The organism is Curtobacterium sp. MCBA15_009, from assembly GCF_001864895.1.
In the GTDB taxonomy this organism is placed as follows: Bacteria; Actinomycetota; Actinomycetes; order Actinomycetales; family Microbacteriaceae; genus Curtobacterium.
Genome location: NZ_MJGO01000005.1, coordinates 1 through 25733, shown reverse-complemented (window position 1 = coordinate 25733; position 25733 = coordinate 1). Strand labels below are relative to the sequence as shown.

Annotated in this window: 22 protein-coding genes and 1 tRNA gene; 16 read left to right on the top strand and 7 right to left on the bottom strand. The window is 72.9% G+C overall.

Features of this window, described 5'->3' with window-relative positions; all coding sequences use genetic code 11:
* The first annotated feature begins 25 nt into the window (after positions 1-25).
* Positions 26-97, top strand: a tRNA-Gln gene (locus BIU97_RS02185).
* A 29-nt stretch (positions 98-126) separates the two neighbouring features.
* Here the strand turns inward: BIU97_RS02185 and BIU97_RS02180 are convergent.
* The gene (locus tag BIU97_RS02180; protein WP_071253680.1) at positions 127-723 is read right to left on the bottom strand and encodes a TetR family transcriptional regulator; all 597 of its coding nucleotides are present in this window, start codon (positions 721-723) and stop codon (positions 127-129) included.
* An 84-nt stretch (positions 724-807) separates the two neighbouring features.
* Between BIU97_RS02180 and BIU97_RS02175 the strand changes: the two genes are divergently transcribed.
* Positions 808-1566, top strand: a complete 759-nt coding sequence (locus BIU97_RS02175) for an SDR family NAD(P)-dependent oxidoreductase (RefSeq protein ID WP_071296964.1) — start codon at positions 808-810, stop codon at positions 1564-1566.
* A 158-nt stretch (positions 1567-1724) separates the two neighbouring features.
* On the opposite strand, the gene BIU97_RS02170 is transcribed toward BIU97_RS02175, so the two are convergent.
* Together BIU97_RS02170 and BIU97_RS02165 are read right to left on the bottom strand one after the other, a co-directional pair.
* The gene (locus BIU97_RS02170) at positions 1725-2258 is read right to left on the bottom strand and encodes a hypothetical protein (protein ID WP_071296963.1); all 534 of its coding nucleotides are present in this window, start codon (positions 2256-2258) and stop codon (positions 1725-1727) included.
* The gene (locus BIU97_RS02165; RefSeq protein WP_071296962.1) at positions 2255-2794 is read right to left on the bottom strand and encodes a MarR family winged helix-turn-helix transcriptional regulator; all 540 of its coding nucleotides are present in this window, start codon (positions 2792-2794) and stop codon (positions 2255-2257) included. Before BIU97_RS02165 ends, BIU97_RS02170 begins: the two co-directional genes overlap by 4 nt.
* 95 nt (positions 2795-2889) lie before the next feature.
* Here BIU97_RS02165 and BIU97_RS02160 point away from each other — a divergent pair, with 95 nt between their 5' ends.
* Positions 2890-4128 carry an FAD-dependent monooxygenase gene (locus BIU97_RS02160; RefSeq protein ID WP_071296961.1) on the top strand — a complete coding sequence of 413 codons (1239 nt, stop codon included), beginning with the start codon at positions 2890-2892 and terminating at the stop codon, positions 4126-4128.
* Between the two features lie 4 nt (positions 4129-4132).
* Here the strand turns inward: BIU97_RS02160 and BIU97_RS02155 are convergent, their stop codons facing one another.
* From BIU97_RS02155 to otnK, 3 genes are read right to left on the bottom strand one after another with little or no spacing between them, the layout of a single operon-like run.
* The gene (locus BIU97_RS02155) at positions 4133-4951 is read right to left on the bottom strand and encodes a DeoR/GlpR family DNA-binding transcription regulator (RefSeq protein WP_071296992.1); all 819 of its coding nucleotides are present in this window, start codon (positions 4949-4951) and stop codon (positions 4133-4135) included.
* Between the two features lie 19 nt (positions 4952-4970).
* Positions 4971-5660, bottom strand: coding sequence for a class II aldolase/adducin family protein (locus BIU97_RS02150; protein ID WP_071253692.1), 690 nt, complete (start codon positions 5658-5660; stop codon positions 4971-4973).
* Positions 5657-6877 carry a 3-oxo-tetronate kinase gene (gene otnK, locus BIU97_RS02145; protein ID WP_071296960.1) on the bottom strand — a complete coding sequence of 407 codons (1221 nt, stop codon included), beginning with the start codon at positions 6875-6877 and terminating at the stop codon, positions 5657-5659. The genes BIU97_RS02150 and otnK overlap by 4 nt, the downstream gene beginning before the upstream one ends.
* 163 nt (positions 6878-7040) lie before the next feature.
* Here otnK and BIU97_RS02140 point away from each other — a divergent pair, with 163 nt between their 5' ends.
* From BIU97_RS02140 to BIU97_RS02080, 13 genes are all read left to right on the top strand, one after another.
* Positions 7041-8354: a homoserine dehydrogenase gene (locus BIU97_RS02140; RefSeq protein ID WP_071296959.1), complete on the top strand. Its 1314-nt coding sequence runs from the start codon at positions 7041-7043 to the stop codon at positions 8352-8354.
* Positions 8351-9643 carry an MFS transporter gene (locus BIU97_RS02135; protein ID WP_071296958.1) on the top strand — a complete coding sequence of 431 codons (1293 nt, stop codon included), beginning with the start codon at positions 8351-8353 and terminating at the stop codon, positions 9641-9643. Before BIU97_RS02140 ends, BIU97_RS02135 begins: the two co-directional genes overlap by 4 nt.
* A complete protein-coding gene (locus BIU97_RS02130) occupies positions 9636-10571 on the top strand; it encodes an amidohydrolase family protein (RefSeq protein WP_071296991.1) in 936 nt (311 codons plus the stop codon). Before BIU97_RS02135 ends, BIU97_RS02130 begins: the two co-directional genes overlap by 8 nt.
* Positions 10568-11512: an amidohydrolase family protein gene (locus BIU97_RS02125; RefSeq protein WP_071253699.1), complete on the top strand. Its 945-nt coding sequence runs from the start codon at positions 10568-10570 to the stop codon at positions 11510-11512. Before BIU97_RS02130 ends, BIU97_RS02125 begins: the two co-directional genes overlap by 4 nt.
* Positions 11513-11536: 24 nt before the next feature.
* Positions 11537-12844, top strand: a complete 1308-nt coding sequence (locus BIU97_RS02120; protein ID WP_071296957.1) for an MFS transporter — start codon at positions 11537-11539, stop codon at positions 12842-12844.
* 80 nt (positions 12845-12924) lie between these two features.
* Entirely contained in the window at positions 12925-14043 is a 1119-nt protein-coding gene (locus tag BIU97_RS02115; protein WP_071296956.1) for an Lrp/AsnC family transcriptional regulator, read from the top strand.
* On the top strand, positions 14040-14987 hold the full coding sequence (locus tag BIU97_RS02110) for a polysaccharide deacetylase family protein (RefSeq protein ID WP_071296955.1): 948 nt from the start codon (positions 14040-14042) through the stop codon (positions 14985-14987). Before BIU97_RS02115 ends, BIU97_RS02110 begins: the two co-directional genes overlap by 4 nt.
* A gap of 99 nt (positions 14988-15086) precedes the next feature.
* On the top strand, positions 15087-16430 hold the full coding sequence (locus tag BIU97_RS02105) for an MFS transporter (protein WP_071253706.1): 1344 nt from the start codon (positions 15087-15089) through the stop codon (positions 16428-16430).
* On the top strand, positions 16427-17257 hold the full coding sequence (locus BIU97_RS02100; protein ID WP_071296954.1) for an SDR family NAD(P)-dependent oxidoreductase: 831 nt from the start codon (positions 16427-16429) through the stop codon (positions 17255-17257). Before BIU97_RS02105 ends, BIU97_RS02100 begins: the two co-directional genes overlap by 4 nt.
* A complete protein-coding gene (locus tag BIU97_RS18240) occupies positions 17254-18282 on the top strand; it encodes a ketopantoate reductase family protein (RefSeq protein ID WP_071253710.1) in 1029 nt (342 codons plus the stop codon). The genes BIU97_RS02100 and BIU97_RS18240 overlap by 4 nt, the downstream gene beginning before the upstream one ends.
* Positions 18279-19487, top strand: a complete 1209-nt coding sequence (locus tag BIU97_RS18235; protein ID WP_217640092.1) for a M20/M25/M40 family metallo-hydrolase — start codon at positions 18279-18281, stop codon at positions 19485-19487. The genes BIU97_RS18240 and BIU97_RS18235 overlap by 4 nt, the downstream gene beginning before the upstream one ends.
* Positions 19488-19611: 124 nt before the next feature.
* Positions 19612-20493 (top strand): serine hydrolase domain-containing protein, encoded by an 882-nt coding sequence (locus tag BIU97_RS02085; protein WP_071296953.1) that lies wholly within the window; start codon positions 19612-19614, stop codon positions 20491-20493.
* Between the two features lie 205 nt (positions 20494-20698).
* Positions 20699-22648, top strand: a complete 1950-nt coding sequence (locus BIU97_RS02080; protein WP_071253731.1) for a potassium transporter Kup — start codon at positions 20699-20701, stop codon at positions 22646-22648.
* Between the two features lie 35 nt (positions 22649-22683).
* On the opposite strand, the gene BIU97_RS02075 is transcribed toward BIU97_RS02080, so the two are convergent.
* The gene (locus tag BIU97_RS02075) at positions 22684-25107 is read right to left on the bottom strand and encodes an excinuclease ABC subunit UvrA (protein WP_071253715.1); all 2424 of its coding nucleotides are present in this window, start codon (positions 25105-25107) and stop codon (positions 22684-22686) included.
* Positions 25108-25733 lie beyond the last annotated feature (626 nt).

Here is a 25733-nt window from a genome sequence, read left to right as displayed (position 1 = left end):
GATGGTCGGGCACCTCCGGGTGCGTTCCGCCTTGGTGTAATGGCAGCACGACGGCCTTTGGTGCCGTTAGGTCCGGGTTCGAATCCTGGAGGCGGAGCGAAGGCGTGTCCGGTCGTCGGGTGCTGTTCACCGGTGCCGCGGTGCGGCCATCCGTTCCGCGGCCTCGACCACGAAGCGGCGACGTGCAGCACGTTCGTCCTCGTCGGTGGGCCCCGCGCCGGTGATCATCTCGGCGAGCTGTGGCACCGTGTGCCACCAGGCGGCCAGGGCGATCAGCGCGAACACGAGGTGCGCTGGTTCCAGCTCCGGGTCGAGCAGTCCGCTGCGTTGCGCTTCCGCGAAGCGGGCCACCTTCTCCCGGTAGTGCGCGGTGCGGGCCTCGACGCGAGCCGGGGGGTCGTCCTGCAGGCCTTCCCACTGCAGCAGCCGGCCGAGTTCGGGATGGGCCGCGTGGTAGTCGTACGTCGCCCCGGCGAACGCTCCGACGTCGTCGAGCCGGACACCCGTCAGCTCGACGGCGGCGGCGAGGCGTTCGAGTTCTGCCGTGAGGACGACGTCCCAGAGTGCCCGCTTGTCCCCGAAGTAGCTGTACAGGCGCTCCTTGTTCACCCCGGACCGCGCCGCGATGGACGCGACGGTCGTGCCGTCGTACCCGTTGGCGGCGAACTCGACGAGCGCGGCCTCGCGGAGCCGCCGCTGTGTTCCCTCGACATCCCAAGCCACGGACGCAGGTTACCAACTCTTCGGTTGGAGATCGTTCGCCGAGGGGTTACGATTCCAACCACATCGTTGGAGTTGGAGAAGAACATGGAAGAGATCACCCGCCTCCCCGTCGCGGTCCAGGCTCCTGCGCCGGGCACCACCGCGCTGGTCACCGGCGCGAACAGCGGCATCGGGTTCGAGACAGCCCGCCTGCTCCTCGACCACGGGGTGTCCGTGTGGGTCGGGGCCCGTGACGCGGAACGAGGACGACGGGCATGTGCAGCACTCGGCTCCGGCGCGGACCTCCTCGAGATCGACGTCACGGACCCGGTGTCGGTCGCGGCAGCAGCGGAGCGGGTGAGCGAGCTGGACGTCCTCGTCAACAACGCCGGTGTGAACCCGGGTGGTGACGACGTCACCGGGACGTCGCTCGGACAACTCCGTGCCGCCTACGAGACCAACGTCTTCGGTCTCGTCGCCGTCACACAGGCGTTCCTGCCGGCGCTGCGACGGTCCGGCCACCCGCGGATCGTCAACGTCTCCAGCGGCACGGGATCGCTCGCCTGGAACAGCAGCCCGAACCCGCAGTTCGACTGGGAGCAGGCGCGGGGTGCTGGCTTGGCGTACCGGAGCTCGAAGACCGCGGTCAACGCCGTGACGATGCTCACCGCCCAGACGCTGGGCGACGACGTCAAGGTCAACGCCCTGGCGCCCGGGCTCCGTCGCACGAACCTCGTTCGTGGCATGTCCGCCGGCGGCGACGCGGCCGAGGCCGCGCTCGGCGCTGTCCGGCTCGCCTTCCTGCCGGACGACGGCCCCACCGGTGCGCTCTGGTCGTGGGACGGCACACGTGTGCCCTGGTGAGCGAGCGGTGGGGTCGGTCCGTCACTCTGCGTGATCGTCGTGGGTGACGGCCTGGAGGCGCGACCGACGTCGTCGACGCACGTCGCGCCTCCTGGCCGGTCCGGTCGCGACGCCGTGGTCACCGCGACGACGGCGCCGGACGCGGCCACGTGGCGGGGTCAGTCCTCGACGCCGACCGCGACGCACTCGGCCCACTGCTCCGGCCGGTTCGCCGCCAGCCAGTCGGCCAGTTCGGCGTACCCGCGGTAGCCGGTGAACACCATGAACTGCTTCTTCCGGCGGGCGTCCCAGCCGGTGAGGCTGATGAAGGTGACGCCGCCGTTCGTGCGCTGGGAGCCGTGGCGCAGGCGCACCAGGTCCTTCGGTGCGACCTGACGGAAGCGGCCGAGTCCGGTGCGGACCTCGAGTCGGTCGTCGTGACCGCGCACCTGGGAGCCGTTGACGAGGGCGCCGAAGAGCAGGAGCAGACCGCCGACGCCACCGAAGACGACCATCGAGATCGCTGCCGACGTCAGCGCGTCGGCACCGCCCGACGTTGCGTCGGAAATCGCGACGACGACGGCGACGGCGATGACGGCCCAGCCCGGCACGAGCAGGATCGCCGCCTGCCACCGTGGACGCCGCGTCACGAACAGCGGTTCGGTGTCCTTCGCGGGCGTGCTGCCGCCCCACGTGTCGATCTGCTCACTCATGATCCCCCTCGGGGCGACTGTACCGCTCGGGATCCGAGGTCCTTCCGGTGCTGCACGAGTCGGGTGTTCGCGGTGGCGGCAGCCTCGGTCATGCGGGCGAGGAACGCGGTCACCAGGCGTGCCTCCTCCGGGTCGGTCGCGACGAGCGCGGTGGCGATCTCGGTGCCGGCGAAGGCGAGGAACCGGCCGTTCTCGGCGCGGGCCGCCTCGGTGGGGCGGAGCGTCACGCGGCGGCGGTCGGTGCTCTCGCGGTGTCGCTCGACGTGCCCGGCGGTGACGAGGCGGTCGACGAGCACGGTCGTGGCACCCGAGGTCATGCCGATGCGCCGTGCGAGCTGCGCCGGCGAGATCGGTTCGCCGGCCTGCTCGGCCCAGACGACCTGGCCGAGGGCGTTCGCGTCGGACACCGGCAGGTGCATCCAGGTCGACAGGTGCCGGTTCAGCTCGTCGAAGGTGACGGCCCAGTCGCGCAGCGCGTGCATGACGGCGACCTCGTCGTCGGACCAGGCCGTGGTGAGCGGGTCGATCTCGGGCATCCAGGAACCTTTACTGTGAAGTGTCTTTACTGTAAAGCACGGAGGTCGCGACGCGACCGCAGCACGCCGACCCCGACCGAGCACAGGAGCAGACCATGACCGCACCGCACGCAGTGATCTCAGGAGCCAGCATCGCAGGACTCTCGGCCGCCTGGTGGCTCCGGCGGACCGGGTGGTCCGTCACGGTCGTCGAGCGCGCCCCGCGGTTCCGCGACGGCGGCCAGAACGTCGACGTCCGTGGTGTCGCCCGGCAGGTGCTCGAGCGGATGGGGCTCGTCGAGGCCGTCCGCGCCGTGAACACCACCGAGACCGGGACCGTGCTGGTCGACCGCGACGGCGCCGTCCGCGCCGAGCTGCCGTCCGACGGCACCGACGGTGCGACCGCCGAGCTCGAGGTGCTGCGCGGCGACTTCGCGCGGACGATCCTCGACGCCCTGCCCGCCGGCGTGCAGTTCGTGTACGGCGAGCAGATCGACGACGTCGACGACGGCGGGCTCGCCACCGGCCGGGTGACCGTCACGACCTCGGCCGGTCGGGTGCTCCACGCGGACCTGCTCGTCGTCGCCGAGGGCGTGCGCTCCCGGACCCGTGCCCGGGTCTTCGGTGCGCCCGGCGACGTCGACACCCGCGACCTCGGGGTCACCATGGCCTTCGGCACCATCCCGCGCACCGAGGCCGACGACGACCGGTGGCGCTGGTACAACGCCGTCGAGGGCCGCCAGGTGCACCTGCGACCCGACCCCTACGGCACCACCCGCGCGATCCTGGCGTTCGCCGGCGACGACGACGACCTGACCGGGACGGACCGCGACGAACTGGTGCGCCGACTGCGTGCGCGCTACGCGGACGCCGGCTGGGAGTCCGAGCGCGTGCTCGACGGCTTCGCGTCGTCGGACGACCTGTACCTCGACGTGCTCACCCAGGTGCGCATGCCCTCCTGGCGGCGCGGGCGTGTGTGCGTGATCGGTGACGCCGCCTGGTGCGTGACGCCGATGGGTGGCGGCGGTGCGTCGCTCGCGCTCACGAGCGGGTACGTCCTGGCGGCGTCGCTCTCGCGCGTCGACACGTCGTCGGGTCCGCTCGACCGGCAGGCACTCGACGCGGCGCTCGGTGCGTTCGACGAGTGGATGCGCCCGCTCGTCGACGACGTGCAGGGCATCCCGCGCGGGATCGTGCACTTCGCCTACCCGCAGACCGAACTCGGGCTGGCCGCACGGGGCGTGGCGGACAAGGTGATGACGTCGCGGCTCATGCAGCCGGTGGTGGCGCGGATCACCCGGGTCGCGGACACCGACCGCCCGCTGCCGACCATCGTCGACGTCGAGCGGGTCTGAGCGCTCAGGGGCCGGCGGGGCCGATCGGGACGCGCAGCACGGTCGTGCCGCCGTCCCGCTCGACCGCGTCGGCCTCGGCGCGCGGCAGGCCGGCATCGGTCACGACGGTCGTCAGGGCGTCGAGCCCCATCACCCGGTACCGGCCGAACGTGCCGTACTTCGAGCTCGTCGCGACGAGCACCGTGGTCGAGGCGGCCCGCGCCGCCGCCTGCTTCGGCTCGACCTTCGACTCCGACGGGATGGTCACGCCGCGCCGCAGGTCCCAGGAGCTCGTGCTGAGGAACGCGATGTCGATCGAGAGCTCGGCGAGGACGATCGACGGCAGCCGACCGACGGTCGACTGGTTCTGCTTGTCCAGGCGACCACCGACCACGATCACCTCGATCGTCGGGTGGTCGAGGTACGAGGCGGCGATGACGAGGTCGTTCGTCACGATGGTCAGGTCGTGCAGGTGGTCGAGGTGCGGTCGCATCGCCTGCACGGTGGTGCCGGCGTCGAGGTAGACGGTCATCGACTCCCGGACCATGCCCGCCGCCCGGGCGGCGACGGCGTCCTTCTCACGGACCTCGGTCGTGGACTTCTCGGTGCGCGGGGGCTCGGTGGCCACGCGGGCGACGCTCTTGGCACCGCCCTGGGTCGCGATGACCCGGCCCTGTTCCTCGAGCTCGGCGATGTCGCGGCGCACCGTCATGTGGCTCACGCCGAGCAGCGCGGCGAGCTGCCGGTAGCTCAGCACCGAGTCCTGCCGGAGGTGCCGGACGATGCGGTCGCGGCGCTGCTCCGGGATCAGGGGCGGCTCGGACGACGGTTCGGTCGCGGACATCGGCACCTCCCTCACACGGTCACTGTAGCGGCGTGCCGGGGTCCGATCCGCGCGGCGTCCAGGGGGTCCCGGACCGCTCGGCGAGCTCGTGCGCCTGGGCGTCGCTGAGCAGCCGGCGGTCGTGACCGGCGGTGAGCACCGCGATGCGGCACGCCTCCTCGAGCTCGATCGCGGCAGCCAGGGCGTCGTCGACGTCGGTCCCGCTCACGACCTGCCCGTGGTTCGCCAGCAGGACGGCTCGGGAGGGCACCGGTTCGTCCCGGATGAGCGCGCCGATCTCGGGGTCGCCGGGGGCGCGGTAGGGGATGAGCGGGGTCTGCCCGACGCGCATCACGAAGTACGGGGTGATCGGTGGCACGGCGCTCGTCGACGACCAGGGGGCCAGGCACGACGCGGCGACCGCGAACGGCGAGTGCACGTGGACACACGCACCGTGTCCGGCGTTCCTGGCGTACATCGCGAGGTGCATGGCGACCTCCTTCGACGGACGGGGGCCGGCGACGTGCACGCCGTCGAGGGTGAGCTCCGCGACGTCCTCGGTGCGCAGGTCGCCGAGATCGGTGCCGGTGCCGGTCATCGCGACGCGGCCGTCGCGGACGACGCTGATGTTGCCGGAGCTGCCCGGGCTCAGCCCGGCGGCGGCGAGGCGTCTGCCGGTCGCGGCGAGGACCGCGGTGACCGCGGTGGTCCAGTCGTCGTCGGTGGTCATGCGAGGGCCTCCCACGCGGTCGTGTACATGTCCGGCGCCCCGAAGTTCCCGGACTTCAGCGCGATGGCGATCCGCTCGCCGGCCGAGGTGACGCCCTCGGCCCAGCACACGCCCGGAGCGATGACCGCGCCGACGGTCAGGCGCTCGATGCCGAGCCGCGAGACGACGGCGCCCGAGGTCTCGCCGCCGGCGACGATGCACCGGGTGAAGCCGAGCGGGACGGCCTGCGCGACGACCTCGGACAGTGCGTGCTCGATGCGGGCGGAGCTGGCGGCGTCGTCGGAGACGTCGTCCGGGTCGCCGACGCTGAAGACGACGGGCGCGCTGCCCTCCGGCTGGTCGGTCAACCAGGTGAGGGTGTCCGCGACCTCGCCCTCCGGGTCGGTGGCGAGGCGCGCGACGTCCAACCGACGGGTGGGGGAGCCGGCGGCGGCCGCCGCGGCGATCTGCTCGCGGGTCCGCGCGGAGGCGCTGCCGCAGACCACGAGCCGTCGGCCCGGCGCAGCGACGAACGAGGTGGCCGTGTCGGAGCCGCCGGGGGCGGTGCCGATCGCGAGCCCGGAGCCGCCGGAGCGCAGCACGTCGTCCGCGGTCGCGGCGGCGATCACGCCGAGGTCCTCGTCGTCGACGGCGTCGACCACGAGGTACTGGGCGTCCGTCGCGTCGAGTGCGGCGCGGACCGCTGCGGCGCCCTGCCGGACGACGGCCAGGTGCACCTCGTCGACGGAGCGGCTCGTCTGCGGCACGAGCAGGTCGGCGATGCGCGACCGGGTCATCGGGGTGAGCGGGTGGTGCCGCATCGACGAGTGCTCGAGCAGGTCGGACCCGACGAAGAGGTGCCCCTGGTAGGTGGTGCGGCCGTTGGCGGGGAAGGCCGGGACGACGACGCACCGGGACGCCCCGGTGCGCTGCACCAGGGCGTCGAGCACCGGCCCGATGTTGCCGCGGTCGGTCGAGTCGAAGGTCGAGCAGTACTTCACGGTGAAGCGGGTGTGGCCGGCGGCGACCAGCCGGTCGTGGGCGGCGAGGCTCTCGGTGACGGCGGTCTCGACCGGTGCCGTGCGCGTCTTCAGCGCGATGACGACGACGTCGGCCCCGGGGGCGGCGGCAGCGGTGCGACCGGTCAGCACCTCCGTCCGGTACCCCCGTGCGGCGTAGGCCGTCGCGATGTCGGTCGCCCCGGTGAAGTCGTCGGCGATGACGCCCATCGTTGCCATGTCGTTCCCTCCCGGCGGCCAGCGGTGCCCGCCCTCTGAATGAGACTACACGTGAATCCGTGTGATGAAAGTTGAACAACTGTGACAGGCGGTGTTACGGTGACGGACGACCGGCGGGCATCCCCTTCGCCCGCCGGTCGCATCGACGACGAGACGAGGACCGATGACGATCCAGCAGCCGACCGGCGCGCAGACCCGTGTGGCACTGACCGGAGCACGCGGCGGGTACGGGCGCACGCTCCTGGCACAGCTCCGGAACGTCGCGGACATGACGCCCACCGTGCTCGTCGACCCGGACGTCGACGGCGTCCGCGCGATGCTCGACGACCTCGCCGTCACCGACGTCGCCGTCGTGCCGGACCTGGTCGACGTCGACTGGAGCGCCGTCGACGTGCTCGTCGAGGCCACCGGACGCGTCGCCGCGGGCGTCGCGTACGCCGAGGCGGCGATCGCGCACGGCGTGCACGTGGTGATGGTGAGCAAGGAGGTCGAGACGGTCGCCGGTGTCGCGCTCGCCGCGACCGCCGCTGCCGCCGGCGTCCGGTACCTGCCCGGGGACGGCGACCAGCCCGCGAACCTGGTCCGCCTGGTCGCCTGGGTCGAGCGGGTCGGTCTCGAGGTCGTCGCGCTCGGCAAGTCCGGCGAGTACGACCTGGTCTTCGACCCCGCCGCGGGTACGGTGACCCAGGTCGACGAGCGCATCGACGCGCCCGGCATGGCCGAGCTCCTCGCGCTCGGCGACGACCTGCACGCGACCCTCGACGCCCGGGCACGGCTCGTCGCGCCGCTCAAGCGCCGGGCCGCGGCGGACCACTGCGAGATGACGGTCGTCGCGCAGTACACCGGGTACACCGCCGACCGCGAGGACCTGCACTACCCGGTCGTCCGCACGGCCGAGCTCGCCGACGTGTACGCCGCCCGCGCCGACGGCGGGATCACGGGCCGTCCCGGCAGCCTCGACGTCTTCTCGATGCTCCGTCTGCCGGACGAGGCCAGCTTCGGCGGCGGCGTGTTCGTCGTGGTGCGCACGGGCGACCCCGAGACGTGGACGCTGCTGGCCGGCAAGGGGCACGTCGTCAGCCGCGACGGCCGCTACGCCTGCGTGTTCTGGCCGTACCACCTGATGGGCGTGGAGACCCCGCTCACCATCGCGGCCGCGGTCGAGGACACCGCCACGACCCCGGTGCCGAGCCAGTCGTCGGTGCTCGCCGGCCGGACCGCCGCGCCCGTCGCCGCGGGGACGGTGTTCCGGGTCGCCGGGCACCACCACGAGGTGTCCGGCATCGACCCCGTGCTGCTGTCCGCCGCCGAGGCGGCCGAGGGCACGGCCCCGTTCTACCTGCTCGGCGGCGCGCGCCTGGTGCGCGACCTGCCCGCCGGGCACCTGCTGACCTTCGACGACCTCGAGGACGTCGACCCGACCGGCCGCCGCCTGTTCGACCAGGCCCGCGCCGCGTACCAGGGGACCGTCCGATGAGCGCCACCACGCGGCTCGAGCGCGACGGCGGCACCGCCACCGCACGGCCGACCCGCATCCGCTGGGCGATCGTGGTCCTGCTCTTCGTCTTCTACACGATCAACAGCGTCGACCGCAGCGCCCTCAGCGTGGCGCTGCCCTTCATCAGCGAGGACTTCCACGTCTCCGGCACGGTGCAGGGCATCATCCTCAGCTCGTTCTTCTGGTCGTACTGCCTGCTCCAGATCCCCGGTGGCCTGACGGTCGACCGGTTCGGCCCGCGCACCGTCGTCGGGATCGCCTCGGTCGTCTGGGGATCGTTCATGGCGGTCGCCGGCTTCGCGGCCAACGCCGTCATGCTCGTGCTCTCGCGCATCGGTCTCGGCGCGTTCGAGGCGCCGTTCATGCCGGCCGCGTCGACCCTGGTGTCGAAGTGGATGCCGCCGCGGAAGCGGGCGAGCGGGGTCACCCTCATCGACAGCGGCGCTCCGCTCGGCGCCGCGGTCGGCGGGCTCCTCGTCGCCTGGCTGATCGGGGCCACCGGGTCGTGGCGCGTCTCCTTCGTCATCATCGGTGTGGCCACCGTGCTGTTCGGGATCGGTGCGTGGGCCTACCTGCGCAACCGGCCGGCCGAGCACCGCTCCGTGAACGCGGCCGAGATCGCCCTCATCGAGCAGGCCGAGGACGAGCAGCAGGACCGCCCCGGCGTGAGCCGCGCCAACGTCGTCGCGATGGTCATCGGTCGTCTCGCGTGGGCGATGGTGTTCTGGGGCCTGGTCACGTGGGGGCCGAGCTACCTGTCCGCGGCCCGTGGCCTCGACCTGTCGGCGCTCGGCTTCGCGACCTTCCTCATCTTCCTCTGCGGCGCGGTCGGCGAGATCCTCAGCGGGTTCCTGGCCGACCGGCTGCAGCGCCGGTTCAGCCGGAACGTCGCGTTCAAGCTGCTCTTCGGCGGGTCCGGCGCCCTGAGCCTCGCCGCACTGGTCGCCCTGCCGTTCGTCAGCGACGCCGGCATCGCCATCGCACTGCTCTGCGTCGGGGTGTTCTGCAACCTGTTCGGCGGCCTCTACTGGACCATCCCCTCGATGCTCGCCAAGCCGAGCAACGTAGGCGTCGTCGGCGGCGTGATGAACTTCGCCGGCACCGCCGCGGGCATCATCGTGCCGATCGCCGCCGGCGTGCTGCTCGACCTGACCGGCGGCTACACCGCGGTGCTCGTGTTCCTCGCGGTCGCGGCGGCCGTCTACCTGGTCGGCTCGCTCTCCATCAACTTCGCCGGGAACGCCCGGACGGGTGCGGCCCGTGCCTGACCCCGGGTACCGCGGTCCGGTCATCGACGCGCACCACCACCTGTGGGACCTGTCCGACGACCGGTACCCGTGGCTCCGGCCCGACGTGCTCGTGCCGCACCGGTACGGCGACTACACGGCGGTGAAGCACGACTACCGCCCCGAGGACCTGCTGCGCGACGCGGCTGGTCAGCACCTCGTCGCCACCGTCACGATGGAGGCCGAGTGGGACCCGGAGGACCCGGTGGGCGAGACCCGGTTCCTCGAGCGGACGGCGTCCGCGTCCGGGGTCCCCGGCGCGATGGCCGCGCAGGCGCGGCTCGACGCCGAGGACGTCGCCGAGGTGCTCGCCGAGCAGGCGTCGCACCCGTCGGTCCGGAGCATCCGGCACAAGCCGGGAGGCCCGGCCCGCCTCGAGCAGGTCGGCTCCGGTCGCACCCGCATGAGCGACCCCCGCTGGCGTGCGGGCTACGCGCTGCTCGCGACCCACGGACTGCACTTCGAACTCCAGACGCCGTGGTGGAACCTGCACGAGGCCGCCGAGCTCGCCGCGGACCACCCGGAGACGCTCGTCGTCGTGAACCACGCCGGGGTCCTGCTCGACCACCGACCGGAGACCGTCGCGGGGTGGCGTGACGCCGTGACCACCGTCGCGCAGCTGCCGAACGTCGTGGTGAAGGCCTCCGGCCTGTGCACCGAGGACGACGGCTGGGACCCGGTGGCCAACCGCGAGGTCGTCCGCACCCTCGTCAGCACCTTCGGCGCCGACCGCGTGATGTTCGGCAGCAACTTCCCGGTCGACGGCATGTTCACCACCTACGCGGCGGTGCTCGACGGTCTCCGGTCGATCCTCGCCGACCTGCCCGACGCCGACCAGCGCGCGGTGTTCCACGACACGGCGGACCGCGTCTACCGGCCCGCCCGCATCCCCGAGGAGCGACGACCATGACCACCCCGAGCGAGCACCGCCCGCGGATCCTCGACGCGCACCACCACTTCTGGGACCTGGACGGCGACGGCCACTGGCCGTGGATCCAGACCGACGTCGACCCCGACTTCTTCCTCGGCGACTACGCCGCGATGCGCCACACGTTCATGCCCGACGAGTACCGGCGGGCGACCGCCGGGTGGGACGTCGTCGGCACGGTGCACTGCGAGGCCGAGCGCTCCCGCACGGAACAGGTCGAGGAGTCCGCGTGGCTCACCGCCCTGCACGCCGCCGACCCGCGGTTCCCGATGGCGGCGGTCGGACACGTGTACTTCACCCAGCCCGACCTCGACGAGGTGCTCGCCGGGCACGCGGCGCACCCGCTCGTCCGCGGCATCCGGTCGAAGCCGGTCACCTCGGTCGGGCCGGGTGCCTCGGTCCGCGGTCTGCCCGGTTCCATGCAGGACCCGGTGTGGCTCGCGGGGCTGCACCGCCTCGCCGAGCACGACTTCAGCTGGGACCTCCGGGTGCCGTACCACCACCTCGCCGAGGCCGCCGACGTCGTCCGCGACATCCCGGGGACCACCGTCGTGGTGAACCACTGCGGTCTGCCGCTCGACCGCAGCGACGACGGGATGCGGATCTGGCGCGACGGCCTGGAGGCGCTCGCCGCCCTGCCGAACACCGTCGTCAAGGTGTCCGAGCTCGGCCTGCCGGGGAACCGGTGGGACCGCGCCTCGAACGAGGTGGTCGTGCGCGAGACCCTCGCCGTCTTCGGCCACGACCGCTCGATGTTCGCCTCGAACCTGCCCGTCGCGACCCTCACCGCGCCCGACTTCGACGAGGTCGTCGACACCGTCCTGTCCGGCGCCGCCGGCGCCACACCCGACCAGCTCGACGCGCTCTTCCACGGCACCGCCGCGCGCGTCTACCGCATCCCGCTCACCGACACCGTCGGCTGACCAGCACCCGAACGAAGGAACCCGATGACCACCGTCAACGACGACGCCCTCTTCCGGAAGGTCTCGACCCGCGTGCTCCCGCTCGCGATGATCGGGTTCTTCCTGTCCTACCTGGACCGCGTGAACATCGGTTTCGCGCAGGAACAGCTCAGCACCGACCTCGGGTTCTCGTACGCCGTGTACGGGCTCGGCGCCGGGCTCTTCTTCGTCGGGTACTTCCTGTTCGAGATCCCGTCGAACCTGATCCTCGCCAAGGTCGGGGCCCGGAAGTGGATCGCCCGCATCATGATCACCTGGGGCCTCATCTCCGGGTGCATGTTCCTCGTGGACTCGGAGACGACGTTCTACGTCCTCCGGTTCCTGCTCGGCGTCGCCGAGGCCGGGTTCATCCCCGGCGTGCTCTTCTACATGGCGCAGTGGTTCCCGGCGAGCCGCCGCGGGCGTGCGTGGGGCATCTTCTACATCGCGCTGGCGGCCTCCGGCGTGGTCGGCGGTCCGGTCTCCGGGATCATCCTCGACGGCATGCGCGGCGTCGCCGGGCTCGACGGCTGGCAGTGGCTGTTCATCATCGAGGCGCTGCCGACGGTCGTCCTCGGCTTCGTGGTGCTCCGGTTCCTGCAGGAGGACCACCGCACGGTCCGCTGGCTCACCGAGCCCGAGCGCGCACGGCTCGGCCACCTGCTCGAGGCGGAGGCCCCGCCCGCCGGGCACACCGGCCTGGCGACGGTGTTCCGCAGCCCGATCATCTGGATGCTCACCGGCATCTACTTCTCGTACAACTTCGCGCTCTACGGCATCAGCTTCTGGCTGCCGAACCTGATCCGCGACCTCGGGGTCGAGGGCGACGTCACCGTCGGGCTGGTGTCCGCGCTGCCGAGCCTCGCGGCGATCGTGGCGATGGTCCTGTTCGGCCGCAGCTCGGACCGGCACGGCGAGCGGAAGAAGCACATCGCCGCGGCCTTCGCCCTCAGCGCGATCGGTTTCGTCACCTGCATCCTCGCCGGCGACAACACGGTGCTCGGGATCATCGGGCTCATGCTCGCCAACGCGGGTGCGCTGTCGATCCCGGCGGTGTTCTGGAGCTTCCAGACGTCGATGCTCACCGGGACGGCCCTGGCGGGCGGCATCGCGCTCATCAACTCGACGGGCAACCTCGCCGGTTTCGCGGCGCCGTACGCGATCGGCGCGGTGAAGGACGCCACCCAGACGGCGACCATCGCGCTCTGGATCACGGCCGGCTTCATGGTGCTCGGCGGGATCCTCGTGCTGACGGTCCGGACCCGCAAGCAGCCGGCGACCGAGCCCGACCGGGTCGAGACGCCCACCGAGTGAATGAAAACAACGTGTTACGGCTCGACGGTGACGAATAGCAACGGTTGACCGCCTCCGAGTGATCGAATACGTTGGCTCGCATGTCGATCACGGACGAGGCGCCCCGCCGGGCGGACGACGTCGACCGCGCTGTCCTCCGCGCACTGGCCCACGACGGCCGGGCGTCGTGGGCCGCGATCGGCGAAGCCGCCGGCTGCTCGACGTCGACGGCGCAGCGCCGGGTCACCCGACTGGTCGAGGACGGCTCGGTGCGCGTCATCGCCGCGTCGGACGTCCTCGCCGCCGGGTTCGGCACCGCCACCAAGGTGCGGGTGCGCTCCGGCGCCGCCCGGGCCGACGCCCTCGCCGACGCCCTGGCGCTCCGCCCCGAGGTCCGGTTCGCCGCCACCCTGACGGGGTCGGCGGACTGCACCGCCGAGGTCGTCCTGCCCCGGGTCGCCGACCTGACGGCCTTCCTCAGCACCATCGAGGTGGACGGCCGCCCGGTCGAGACCGAGGCGCTGCCGATCGTCCGCACCTTCACCGCCCCGTTCACGGTGTTCCCCGGTGACGCCCTCGCCGGCCCGACGCCCCGGTCGGCGACCGCGAACGCCCCGGCACCCGACCCGTCCTCGGGTCAGGGGGTCGCGCCGCTGCACGCCGAGGCGACCCCGGAGGAACAGGCGGTGTTCGCCGCGCTCGTCGACGACGGCCGCAAGCCCCTGACCGACCTGGCCCGCGAGGTCGGCCGCTCCGAGGCGGCCACCCGCCGCACCCTCGAGGACCTGGTGCAGAGCGGCCGGATGCGCATCGGACCGCTCGTCGCCCCGGCGCTGCTCGGCCGCACCACCGAGCTCGAGGTCTGGATCTCCATCGCCCCCGACCGGCTCTCCGCGGCGGCGGCCCAGCTCGCGGCCCACCCGTCGGTGCACTACGCCGCGGCCTCGCTCGGCCGCTACAACCTGATCGGCCAGGTCTTCCTGCCCGACTTCGCCTCGGTGTACGTGTTCACGACCGACGTCCTGGGCGCCCTGCCCGGCGTGCGCGAGGTCGACGTCACCGTGCAGCTCCGCACCGTCAAGCGGATGTGGAGCCGCATCGTCGACGGCCGCTTCGTCCCGCCGGCCGAGCGGGGACCCGGCGACCGCCCGGCCCTCGGCGTGCCCGCCCCCGACCACACCGCCGGACCCCTGTCCACCACCGACGGAAGGACCCCGTGAACGACGCACCCCAGCAGCAGCCCTGGCAGTGGGACGAACCGACCTGGCGCGGCCACGTCGAGGCGGTCCGCGCCGGCCGCACCCTGCTCCCGCCGGCCGGCCCCGAGCGCTGGCCGGGCGGCGCCGCCGTCGCGGTGGCGATCTCGTTCGACTCCGACCACGAGACACCCGCGCTCCGCGACGGCGAGACCTCGCCCGGCCGGATGGCGATGGGGGAGTACGGCGCCCGGGCCGCGGTGCCGCGCATCCTCCGACTGCTCGACCGCTACGAGGCACCGTCGTCCTTCTACGTGCCGGCGGTGTGCGCGCTCCTGCGCCCCGACGAGGCCCCGACCTACGTCGAGCACGGCCACGAGGTCGCCGTGCACGGCTGGATCCACGAGCGCAACACGCAGCTCGGCCACGACGACGAACTCGACCTGCTCAGCCGCGCCGTCGACGTGCTCACCAGCCAGACCGGCACCCGGCCGACCGGCATCCGCACCCCGTCGTGGGACTTCAGCGACTCCACGCTCGACGTCGCCCGCGAGCTCGGGTTCCGCTACGACTCGTCGCTCATGGCCGACGACGACCCCTACGAGATCCTGCACCAGGGCGAGCCGACCGGCATCGTCGAGATCCCGGTGGACTGGATCCGCGACGACGCGCCCTACCTGATGATGGAGCGCTTCCAGTCGCTGCGGCCGTACACGCCGCCGCACGAGGTCGGCCGGATCTGGCGCGACGAGTTCGACGTGGCGCGCGCCGAGGGCGGCGTCTTCCAGCTCACCATGCACCCGCACTTCATCGGGCACCGGTCGCGCCTCGTCGTCCTCGAGGCCCTCCTCGCCCACATCCGCTCGTTCGACGACGTCTGGTTCACCACCCACGCCGGCCTCGCCGAGCACGTCGCGACCGCGAGCGGTCTCGACCGGCCCGCGTCCGTCCCGGACGCGACCCCCTGACGGACGGGAGGCCCGGTGCCGACCCGCCCCGCGCCTCCCGTCCGCTGCTCCACCCGTTCCGCCCCGTCCCCATCCCTCCGCACGGAAGTCGACGCAACGATGACAGCAGGAACCACCGGTCCGGTGACCGGCGCCCCCGGCACCGCCCCGACCACCGTCCACGAGACCCGGCTGACCGCCCGCGGTCGCAAGGCGATCATCGCCGGCGGCATCGGCAACGTCGTCGAGTGGATCGACTGGGCCGTCTACACGACGTTCTCGTCGGTGTTCGGCCACCACTTCTTCCCGCCGGGCAACGACACCGCAGCGCTGCTCGCGACGCTCGCCGTCTTCGCCGTCGGGTTCGTCATGCGGCCCATCGGCGCCGCGGTGCTCGGCGTCTACGCCGACCGGCACGGCCGCAAGAAGGGCCTGATGCTCACCATCGGCCTGATGGCGGTGGCGTCGCTCGTCATCGGCATCACGCCGGACTACGCGACCATCGGCATCGCCGCGCCGATCATCCTGCTCCTCGCCCGCCTGGCGCAGGGCTTCTCGGCCGGTGGCGAGTTCGGGTCGTCCTCGGCGTTCCTCGTCGAGTCCGCCGCCCCGAAGCGCCGCGCCTTCGCCGGCTCGTGGCAGCAGGTGTCCGTCGGCGCCGGCGTGCTCATCGCGTCCGGCATCGGGGCGATCATCACCTCGACGCTCTCCGACGAGGCGCTCGACGCCTGGGGCTGGCGCGTCGCCTTCGTGTTCTGCGCGCTCATCGGACTCGTCGGCATCTGGCTGCGCACCTCGGTCGAGGAGACCGAGTCCTTCACCGCCCAGCGCGACCGCGACGCCGAGGCGGCCGGGCCGAAGCGGAACGCCCTCGTCGCGATGTTCCGGGACCACCCTGGTGCGACCGCCCGCGTCTTCGGCATCACCATCGCCGGCACGCTGCTCTACTACATGTGGGTCTCGTACATGCCCACCTACGCCCACGTCACCACCGGCATCCCGCTCAACCAGGCGCTCATCGCCAACGTCGTCGCGATGGTGGTCTTCCTGGTCCTGCTGCCGTTTGCCGGCATCCTGTCCGACAAGATCGGCCGCAAGCCGACGATGGCCGCGTTCGCCGGGGGCTTCCTGCTCCTCGCCTGGCCCGCCTTCACCTTCCTGTCCGGCAGCTTCTGGTCGCTGCTGCTCATCCAGGTCCTCGGCATCCTGCTCCTGCTCGGCTACTCGGCGAACTGCGCGGCGATCATGGCGGAGCAGTTCCCGCCCGAGGTCCGCGCCACCGGCATCGGCCTGCCCTACGCGCTCGCCGTGGCGATCTTCGGCGGCACCGCGCCGTACATCACGACCTGGCTGAGCGGGGCCGGGCTCGGGCACCTCGTCTGGGTCTACTGCGCGATCGCCGCGGCCATCGGGCTGGTCGTCTACCTGACCATGCCGGAGACGAAGGGCAAGGTGCTCCGGTGAGCCGACACGTCCTGGTGACCGGTGCGGCGAGCGGGATCGGCCTGTCGGTGGCGCAGCACGCGGCCGCGGCTGGCGACGACGTCACGCTCGTCGACCACCGGCCGGAGGCGCTCGATGCGGCCGCCGACACGGTGCGGGCGGTCGCCGGCTCCGGCGCGGCCGACGGCGGGCGCGTGTCCGTGCTCGTGGCGGACCTGCGCGACCCCGAGGCGCCGGGCTCGGTCGTGTCCACGGCGTGGGACACCGCGCCGGTCGACGTCCTGGTGAACGCCGCCGGTGTCTACCCGGCGACCCCGTTCCTCGAGCTCGACGCCGCCACCTGGGACGGCGTGCAGGACGTCAACGTCCGCGCGCCGCTCCTGGCCACCGTGACGCTGGGCCGGCTCGCCACCGCCGCGGGACGGACCCCCTCGGTCGTGAACATCACGTCGGGAGCGGCCCTCCGCGCCCGACCCGGAGCAGCGCCGTACAGCACGTCGAAGGCCGCCCTCGAGATGGTGACCCGCGCCAGCGCGCTCGAGCTCGGCGCCGCCGGCATCCGCGTGAACGCCGTCGCGCCCGGGTTCGTCGTGGTGGACAGCACGGTGAACCCGGTGAGCGACGAGTACGCCGCCGCCGTGTCGCCGAACCCGCTCGGCCGCCCCGGCGCACCGGCCGACATCGCGAAGGCCGTGCTCTGGCTCGCCGACCCGGAGCAGTCCGGCTGGGTGACCGGCACGGTCCTGCGAGTCGACGGCGGCTCGTCCACCGGCGCACACACGCTGCCGCTCAGCACCACCACGTCGACGCCCGGTACCGACAGCACACGACAGGGAGTCCCCGCATGACCGACCGCACCCCGTACACGATCGTCGGCGCCGGGGCCATCGGCGGCACCCTCGCCGTCCACCTCGTCGCCGCCGGCGTCCCCGTCCAGCTCGTCGACGCCGACCCCGAGCACGTCGCCGCCGTCCGGGCCGACGGCCTGCGCCTGCGCACCGCGGCGGGCGAGCAGACCGCCCGCATCCCGATCTGGCACGTCGACGACCCGGACGCCCCCGCGACGCTCGGGCCGGTGCTGCTCGCCGTCAAGGCCCTGGCCACCGACGCCGCCGCCGCGTGGATCGCACCCCGACTCGCCGCCGACGGCTGGGTCGCATCGCTGCAGAACGGCCTGAACGAGGCCACCATCGCCGCGCACGTCGGCGCGGACCGCACCGTCACCGCGTTCGTCGACCTGTTCGCCGACGTCGTCGCCCCCGGCGTGGTGCAGGACGGCGGCCTCGGCGCGATGGCCCTCGGCGAGTACGCCGGCGGCACGAGCGACCGCACCCGGCAGCTCGCCGAGGACCTGCGGCAGTGGGGCGACCCCGTCGTCACCGACAACGTCGCCGGCTTCCTGTGGTCGAAGCTGGCCTTCGGCGCCATGCTCACGGCCACCGCCCTCGCCGACGAGGACATGAGCGTGCTCATCGACCGCAACCGCACCGTGATGACGGCGCTCGCGCGCGAGGTGCTGGCCGTCACCGAGGCGCAGGGCATCGTCGCCGAGCCCTTCGACGCGTTCGAACCGAGCGCCTTCGCCCCGGGGGCACCGCCCGCCGCGACGACCGCGGCGCTCGACGCCCTGGTGGCCTGGCTCGCCACGCAGTCGAAGACCCGGTCCGGCATCTGGCGGGACATCGCCGTCCGGCACCGGAAGACCGAGGTGCCGCTGCACTACGCGCCCGTGGTCGCCCGCGGCGACGAGCTCGGCGTGCCGACGCCGGGCATCAGCGCGCTCGTCGACGAGATCGTCGCCGTGCAGGACGGCGCCCCGATGGACGAGTCGCGGATCCGCGGGCTCGTCGCGGCCGTGGGAGCGGGCCGGTGACCGCCCACGACGGCGCGACCGCCCGGGACGGCGCCACCGCCGCGACCGGCACCGACGCCGAGCTCCTCGACGCCGTGCGGGCCCGACGGTCCCGGATGGTCGACGACCTCGTGGCGTACATCGAGACCGAGACCCCCTCGGACGACACCGCGCTGCTGCGCGCCGGCCTCGAGCACGTCGAGCGGTTCCTCGCCGCCACGGTCGGCCCGTTCACGGCCCGCACCCTGCACGAACCGGACGGGTACGGCCCCGTCGTCGTCGGCGACCTCGTCGCACCCGTGCCCACCGACGCCTGGGCCGTGGTGCTCTGCCACTACGACACCGTGTGGGCCGCCGGCACCCTCGCCGAGTGGCCCGTCCGCACCGACGGCTCGCGGCTCACCGGACCGGGCGCCTACGACATGAAGGCCGGCCTGGTGCAGTTCGCCCACGCCGTCGCCGTGCTCGACGCAGCCGGGGCCGCCCGCCCCAACGTGCGCCTCGTGCTGAACGGCGACGAGGAGATCGGCAGCGGCGGCTCACGACCCGTCATCGAGGACACCGTGCGCCGCACCCCGGGCCCGGTCCTGGTCTTCGAGGCCTCGGCCGGGGCGGACGGCGCGCTGAAGACCGCACGGAAGGGCGTCGGCCTGTTCGACGTGCACGTCCGCGGCGTCGAGGTGCACGCCGGGCTCCACCCCACCGGCGGTGCGAGCGCGATCGACGAGGTGGCCCGCGTCGTCCTCGCCCTGCACGGCGCCGCCGACCTCGACGCCGGCACGTCGCTCAACGTCGGGGTGCTCAGCGGCGGCACGCGCCCGAACGTCCGGGCCGGGGCGGCGACCGCGGCGCTCGACGTCCGGGTGTCCTCGGAACCGGAGTCCCGGCGCATCGACGGGGTCCTCGCCGGTCTGACGCCGCACGACCCCGCCGCGTCGATCGAGGTCACCGGCGACTGGAACCGACCCGTGATGGAGCGCACCGACCGGAACGTGCGGCTCTTCCGGGTCGCCGAGACCGCCGCGACGGCCCTCGGGCTGACGGTCACCGAGACGAGCGTCGGCGGTGCCAGCGACGGGAACTTCGCCGCGGCGCTCGGTGCCGCGGTCCTCGACGGACTCGGCGCGGTCGGCGACGGCGCACACGCCCGCCACGAGTTCGTCGACCTCGACCGGATGGTCGAGCGGACCGCCCTGGCGGCGGGGGTGCTGCGCCGACTGGCGTAGCACCGACAGCCGTCCGCGGTGGCGTGAGATCGCACTCCGGCCCGGTTCGTCGTCGGGGTTCCGGGCCGGAGTGCGATCTCGCCGCGACCGACGTCCTGGACCGCCGCGTACGAGAGGATGCACTGTGACCCGTGCGACCAGCCTCCTCGACGCGATCGTCCGGTACGTCGACGCGACCGGCTTCGTCGCCCACGGCGTGCACGTCCGCGCGGGTGACGACACCGCCGCGCACCACTGGACCCCCGACGTCCGCCGCGAGGTCCACTCCGTCGCCAAGGGCGTCTGCGTCCTGGCCACGGGCATCGCCGCCGACGACGGCCTGGTCGACGTCGACGAACCGGTCGCCGCGTCGCTGCCGGGCCTGGTCCGTGGCGACGGCGTCGACGGGGTCACCCTCCGCCACCTGCTCACCATGACGAGCGGCATCGACATGCCCTGGTCGCCGACGGAGCTGACGGACTGGCCGGACCTGGCCGCCGAGTTCCTCGCCCGGCCGTCCCGCGGTCGGGTCTTCCAGTACGCCAACGTCAGCACCTACACCGCGATGCGCGTGCTCGAGACGAAGGTCGGCGACGTCGGCGCCTTCGTCTCGCGACGACTGTTCGACCCGCTCGGCATCGACGACGTGCACTGGGCGCGGTGCCCGAACGGGTTCGTCGCCGCGGGGGAGGGCCTGGCCCTCCGCACCGGGGAACTCGCCCGCATCGGGCGGCTCCTGCGCGACCGTGGGGTGTCCGACGGGCGACGGATCGTCGGCGCGCGGTGGTGCGACGCGATGCACACCGACTGGGTGCACCGGCAGGGTTCCGGCCCCGGCTACGACCGGTACGCGATGGCCGGGTGGGGCGGTCCGGGTCGGCTCTGGCGCCTGCACGGCGCGTACGGCCAGATGCTGCTCCTCGACGAGGCTGGCGACACCGTCGTCACGGTCACCGCCGACGACCACGCCAGCGCGGACGCGCTCGCCGCGTTCGTCGCCGCCGACCTGGCGGACATGGCGGGCTGACCGGGCGGGCGCGCGCGTGGGGCTGCCGCGACCACGGGCGGACGGGAGGCACGGGGCGGCCCCGCCACGGGCCTCTCGTCCGACCGGTGCGCGCGACGAGAGCCGCCGTGCGCACGCCCGTGCGCCACCTGCACGCGATCCCCGCGAACGGTGCCATGATGAGCGACGGCCGTCTCCCGGACGGCCGGAGACGGAAGTGGCGAGCGTGACCGAGACCCGCTCTGGAACACCGACCACCGAGACCACCGAGGACGGTGGGCACGGTCCGCGCAAGGGCGTCGCCGTCCTCGCGCTCGCCGCGCTCGGCGTGGTCTTCGGCGACATCGGCACGAGTCCGCTGTACGCGCTGCGCACGGTGTTCACCATCGACGACGGACTGGTGCGCGCGAACCAGGAGGACGTCTACGGCGTCATCTCGATGATGTTCTGGAGCGTCACGATCATCGTCTCGATCAAGTACGTGCTGGTGCTCATGCGCGCCGACAACGACGGCGAGGGCGGGGTGATGGCGCTCGCCGCGCTGGCCCGACGGCTCTACGCCAAGCGCCGCGGCGGCGCGACGATCTTCCTGGTGATCGGTATCGTCGGCGTCTCGCTCTTCTACGGCGACTCCGTGATCACGCCCGCCGTGTCGGTGCTGTCCGCGGTCGAGGGACTCGGCACCGCAGCGCCCTCGGTCGAGCACCTGGTCGTGCCGATCGCCGCGGTCATCCTCATCGTGCTGTTCGCGGTCCAGCGGTTCGGCACCGGCAAGGTCGGCAACCTGTTCGGCCCGGTGATGCTGCTCTGGTTCGTGGTCATCGCCGTCGCGGGCGTCCCGCACATCCTGGCGCACCCCGGCGTGCTGCAGGGGCTGTCGCCGACGTGGGCGATCGCGTTCACCTTCGCCCACCCGTACGCCACGTTCGTGGCGATGGGCGCGGTCGTCCTGGTGATCACCGGCGCCGAGGCCCTCTACGCCGACATGGGGCACTTCGGCCGGGCGCCGATCCTGCGCGCCTGGTTCTTCGTCGTGTTCCCCGCGCTCGTGCTCAACTACCTCGGGCAGGCCTCGCTCGTGCTGAGCGACCCGACGGCCGCGAAGGACCCGTTCTTCCTGCTGTTCCCGGACGCACTGCGGATCCCGGTCGTCGTGCTGGCCACGCTCGCGACGGTCATCGCCAGCCAGGCGGTCATCTCCGGGGCGTTCTCGCTCACCCGGCAGGCGATCCAGCTCGGGCTGCTGCCGCCGCTCACGATCCGGCAGACCTCACGGCAGGAGAGCGGGCAGATCTACCTGCCGGCGGTGAACCTGCTGCTGTTCATCGGCGTGCTGGCGATCATGCTCGCGTTCCGGTCCTCGGCGAACCTCGCCACCGCGTACGGGGTGTCCGTCACCGGCGCGCTCGTCGTGGACACCCTGCTGCTGCTCCTGGTCGTGCGACCGCTGTGGCGGTGGAAGCCCTGGAAGCTCGTCGTCGCCGCGGTGGCCTTCGGCGGTCTCGAGCTGACGTTCCTGGCCGGCAACCTGTCGAAGATCGTGCACGGCGGCTGGGTCCCGCTCCTCATCGCACTCGCCGTGATCACGGTGATGACCACCTGGCGCCGCGGCCGTGCACTCGTGCAGGAGGAACGGAAGGAACGCGAGGGGTCCCTCGCCGACTTCATCGACCGGGTGAACGAGAAGCACATCCCGCGGGTGCCCGGGGTCGCGGTCTTCCCGCACCCGAACAAGGAGACCACCCCGCTGGCCCTCCGCGCGAACGTGGAGCACAACCGGGTGGTGCACCGCACCGTGATCATCGTGTCCGTCCTCACCGCGAACGTGCCGCACGTGCCGCACGCGAAGGCGTTCTTCCGCGACGACCTCGGCTACGCCGACGACGGCATCGACCACATCACCGTGAAGTTCGGGTTCTCCGACGACCAGGACCTGCCGAAGGCCCTGCACGCCGCCTGCCTCGCCGACGTCCTGCAGATCGACCCCGACGAGATGCAGCGCGCGTCGTACTTCATCTCGCGCGGTGCGCTCCGGCCGATGCCGGGCAACCGGGGCATGGTGTCGTGGCGGAAGAAGCTGTTCGTCGGGCTCGCCCACAACGCGGCCGACCCGGCGGCACGGTTCGCCCTGCCCGCCCAACGCACGGTGACGATGGGCAGCGACGTCGAGATCTGACCGCGCGGCCGCGGGTCGCTGCCGCTGCCGCGGTGTCAGCGGCCCAGCTGGGCCCGCAGGTACGGAGCGGTCCGGCTGTCGGCGGACCCGGCGACCTCGTCGGGCGTCCCGGCGGCGACGACACGGCCCCCCGCTGCGCCACCGCCCGGCCCCATGTCGACGACGTGGTCGGCACTCGCCACGACGTCCATCGCGTGCTCGACGACCACCACGGTGTTGCCCGCGTCGGTCAGCCGCGCGAGCTGCGCGGTGAGCAGCTCGACGTCCGCCGGGTGCAGGCCGGTGGTCGGCTCGTCGAGCAGGTAGAGCGTGTGCCCGGTGCGGGCACGCTGCAGCTCCGTCGCGAGCTTGATGCGCTGCGCCTCGCCGCCGGACAGCTCCGGTGCCGGCTGCCCGAGCCGCAGGTAGCCGAGCCCGACCTCGCGCATCGTCTCGAGCCCGCGCGCCGCGGCGGGCAGCGACGCCAGGAACGGCGCGGCCTCGTCCACGGTCATCCCGAGGACGTCCGCGATCGACGCACCGTTCCACCGCACCTCGAGCGTCTCCGCCGTGTACCGGGAACCGTGGCACTCCGGGCACGGGGCCCAGCTGCCCGGCAGGAACAGCAGCTCGACGGACACCGACCCCTCGCCCTGGCAGACCTCGCACCGGCCGCCGGCGACGTTGAACGAGAACCGTCCCGCGGTCCAGCCGCGGGCCTTCGCCTCGTCGGTGGCGGCGAACGCCGCCCGGACCGTGTCGAACAGGCCCGTGTACGTCGCGAGGTTCGACCGCGGCGTGCGGCCGATCGGCTTCTGGTCCACCTGGACGACGCGGTCGACCAGCGGGTGCTCGGTCGCGACCGCGGGCAGGACCCCGCCGACGAGCGAGGACTTGCCCGAGCCGCTCACCCCGGTGACGGCGGTGAGCACCCCGAGGGGCAGGTCCACGTCGAGGCCGTCCAGGTTGTGCAGCGTCACGTCGCGCAGCTCGAGCGTGCCGATCGGGGTCCGCGCGACCCGTTCGTCGTCGCGGACGCGGGGCTCCAGGTACCGGCGGGTGCGCGAGGCCTCGACGTCGGCGAGTCCGGCCACCGGCCCGCTGTACAGCACGGTGCCGCCGCCGGACCCCGCACCGGGACCGACGTCCACGATCCAGTCGGCCCGACGCACGATGCTCATGTCGTGCTCGACGACGAAGACGCTGTTGCCGCCCGCCCGCAGGTCGTCGAGCACCTCGACGAGGGACTCGGCGTCGGCGGGGTGCAACCCGGCGCTCGGCTCGTCGAGCACGTACACGACGCCGAACAGGCCCGAGCGCAGCTGCGTGGCGATGCGCAGCCGCTGCGTCTCACCCGGGGACAGCGTGGGCGTCGCCCGGTCGAGCGCCAGGTACCCGAGCCCCAGTCCGACGAGGACCTCGACCCGTGCCACGAGGTCGCGCGAGATCGCCACGGCGACCTCGGTGTGCTCGCCCGACGACGCACGGCTCGTCGCGGCGGCGGCGTCGGTGATGGATGCGATCGGCCGCAGGACCTCGGTGAGCCCGGTGAACGGCATCGCGTTGAGCTCGGCGATCGAGTGCCCGCCGACCGTGACGGCCAGCGCCGCCCGGGTCAGACCGGTGCCGCCGCAGAGACCGCACGGCCCGGACTCGACGAACTGCAGCACCTTCGTGCGCTGGGTCTCGCTCTGCGAGTCGGCGAGGGTGTGCATCACGAACTGCCGCGCGCTCCAGAACCGCCCCTTGTACGGCTTCGCGACCCGGTCCCGCTTCGGGTGCACCTGCACGACGGGCTGCTCCTCGGTGAAGAGCAGCCAGTCGCGGTCCTCCCGCGGCAGGTCACGCCACGGCCGGTCGATGTCGTAGCCGAGCACGGCGGTCACGTCCCGCAGGTTCTTGCCCTGCCAGGCGCCCGGCCACGCGGTGATCGCGCCGTCGCGGATGCTCAGCGAGGGGTCGTGCACGGCCGAGGCCTCGGTCACCTCGTGCGCGACACCGAGCCCGTGGCACCGCGGGCAGGCGCCGGCGACCGTGTTCGGGGAGAACGAGTCCGATTCGAGCCGCTCGGCACCCGGCGGGTACGTCCCCGCACGCGAGAACAGCATCCGCATCGAGTTCGACAGCGTCGTCAGGGTGCCGACGGTGGAGCGGGAGCTCGGAGCACCCCGTCGCTGCTGCAGCGCGACCGCCGGCGGCAGCCCCGTGATCGAGTCGACGTGCGGGGTCGACCCCTGCGCGATGAGCCGGCGGGCGTAGGGCGCGACGGACTCCAGGAACCGACGCTGCGCCTCGGCGAACACCGTCCCGAAGGCGAGCGACGACTTCCCCGACCCGGACACCCCGGTGAACGCGACGATCCGGTCGCGCGGGATGTCCACGTCGACGTCCCGCAGGTTGTTCTCGCGGGCACCGCGGACGCGGATGAAGTCGTCCGGTCCGGGGGTGTCGTGGGGCGCGGTCGAGCGGGGAGTGGGCATCTGATCGATCGTAGGCGCGGCCGCTGGGCGGTCGCGGTCGCGGTCGCGGGGCGTGGGGCCTGGCGGGGCGGGGCGTGGGCGTGGGTTTCGGGCAGGGGGCGGGTGCGGGTCCGTGCGCGTCTGCGTGTGCGTGTGCGTGTTCTTTCCCATCGTGTGTGGGATGGGAAGCTGTTTCGCGCGTAGGTGGTCAGAACGAATGGCTTCCCATGCGCGGAATGTCTCACCACGTGCGGGATGTCAGGCGGTGTCGCGGTGACGCGGTGACGGTCCGTTGTGCCGGTGGGACGACGGGCGCGGTCGGGCGGGGCTCGGGAGGACCGGTGGGCGCGCGGTGCTGACGGTCTTGGTTCGTGGGGGCCGGGTTTCGGGAACCAGGACCGTCACGGCGTGCTGCTGGTCCCGCGGTGCGCCGGGTCCGGGCGGGTGTTCCTTCCCATCGCCCGTGAGATGGAAAGGTAATTCGCGCGTAGGTGGCCGGAACATCGGGCTTCCTACGCGCGGAACGTCACACCATGCGCGGAACGACCACCCATGCGCGGAACAGCACCCGCGAACCACACTCGGGGCGTGCAGAAGGGCCGCCCTGGTTGCCCGGGGCGGCCCTTCGCGGTGGTGCGGGGTGTTAC

Excerpts from the sequence above, each read along its gene's own strand:
- BIU97_RS02150 (WP_071253692.1), bottom strand. The coding sequence starts at position 5,660 with ATGACCACCGACGACGACTGGACCACCGCGGTCACCGCGGTCCTCGCC.
- BIU97_RS02155 (WP_071296992.1), bottom strand. The coding sequence starts at position 4,951 with ATGTCCGCGACCGAACCGTCGTCCGAGCCGCCCCTGATCCCGGAGCAG.
- otnK (WP_071296960.1), bottom strand. The coding sequence starts at position 6,877 with ATGGCAACGATGGGCGTCATCGCCGACGACTTCACCGGGGCGACCGAC.
- BIU97_RS02135 (WP_071296958.1), top strand. The coding sequence starts at position 8,351 with ATGAGCGCCACCACGCGGCTCGAGCGCGACGGCGGCACCGCCACCGCA.
- BIU97_RS02125 (WP_071253699.1), top strand. The coding sequence starts at position 10,568 with ATGACCACCCCGAGCGAGCACCGCCCGCGGATCCTCGACGCGCACCAC.
- BIU97_RS02160 (WP_071296961.1), top strand. The coding sequence starts at position 2,890 with ATGACCGCACCGCACGCAGTGATCTCAGGAGCCAGCATCGCAGGACTC.
- BIU97_RS18240 (WP_071253710.1), top strand. The coding sequence starts at position 17,254 with ATGACCGACCGCACCCCGTACACGATCGTCGGCGCCGGGGCCATCGGC.
- BIU97_RS02175 (WP_071296964.1), top strand. The coding sequence starts at position 808 with ATGGAAGAGATCACCCGCCTCCCCGTCGCGGTCCAGGCTCCTGCGCCG.
- BIU97_RS02120 (WP_071296957.1), top strand. The coding sequence starts at position 11,537 with ATGACCACCGTCAACGACGACGCCCTCTTCCGGAAGGTCTCGACCCGC.
- BIU97_RS02105 (WP_071253706.1), top strand. The coding sequence starts at position 15,087 with ATGACAGCAGGAACCACCGGTCCGGTGACCGGCGCCCCCGGCACCGCC.
- BIU97_RS02140 (WP_071296959.1), top strand. The coding sequence starts at position 7,041 with ATGACGATCCAGCAGCCGACCGGCGCGCAGACCCGTGTGGCACTGACC.
- BIU97_RS02165 (WP_071296962.1), bottom strand. The coding sequence starts at position 2,794 with ATGCCCGAGATCGACCCGCTCACCACGGCCTGGTCCGACGACGAGGTC.
- BIU97_RS02170 (WP_071296963.1), bottom strand. The coding sequence starts at position 2,258 with ATGAGTGAGCAGATCGACACGTGGGGCGGCAGCACGCCCGCGAAGGAC.
- BIU97_RS02075 (WP_071253715.1), bottom strand. The coding sequence starts at position 25,107 with ATGCCCACTCCCCGCTCGACCGCGCCCCACGACACCCCCGGACCGGAC.
- BIU97_RS02115 (WP_071296956.1), top strand. The coding sequence starts at position 12,925 with ATGTCGATCACGGACGAGGCGCCCCGCCGGGCGGACGACGTCGACCGC.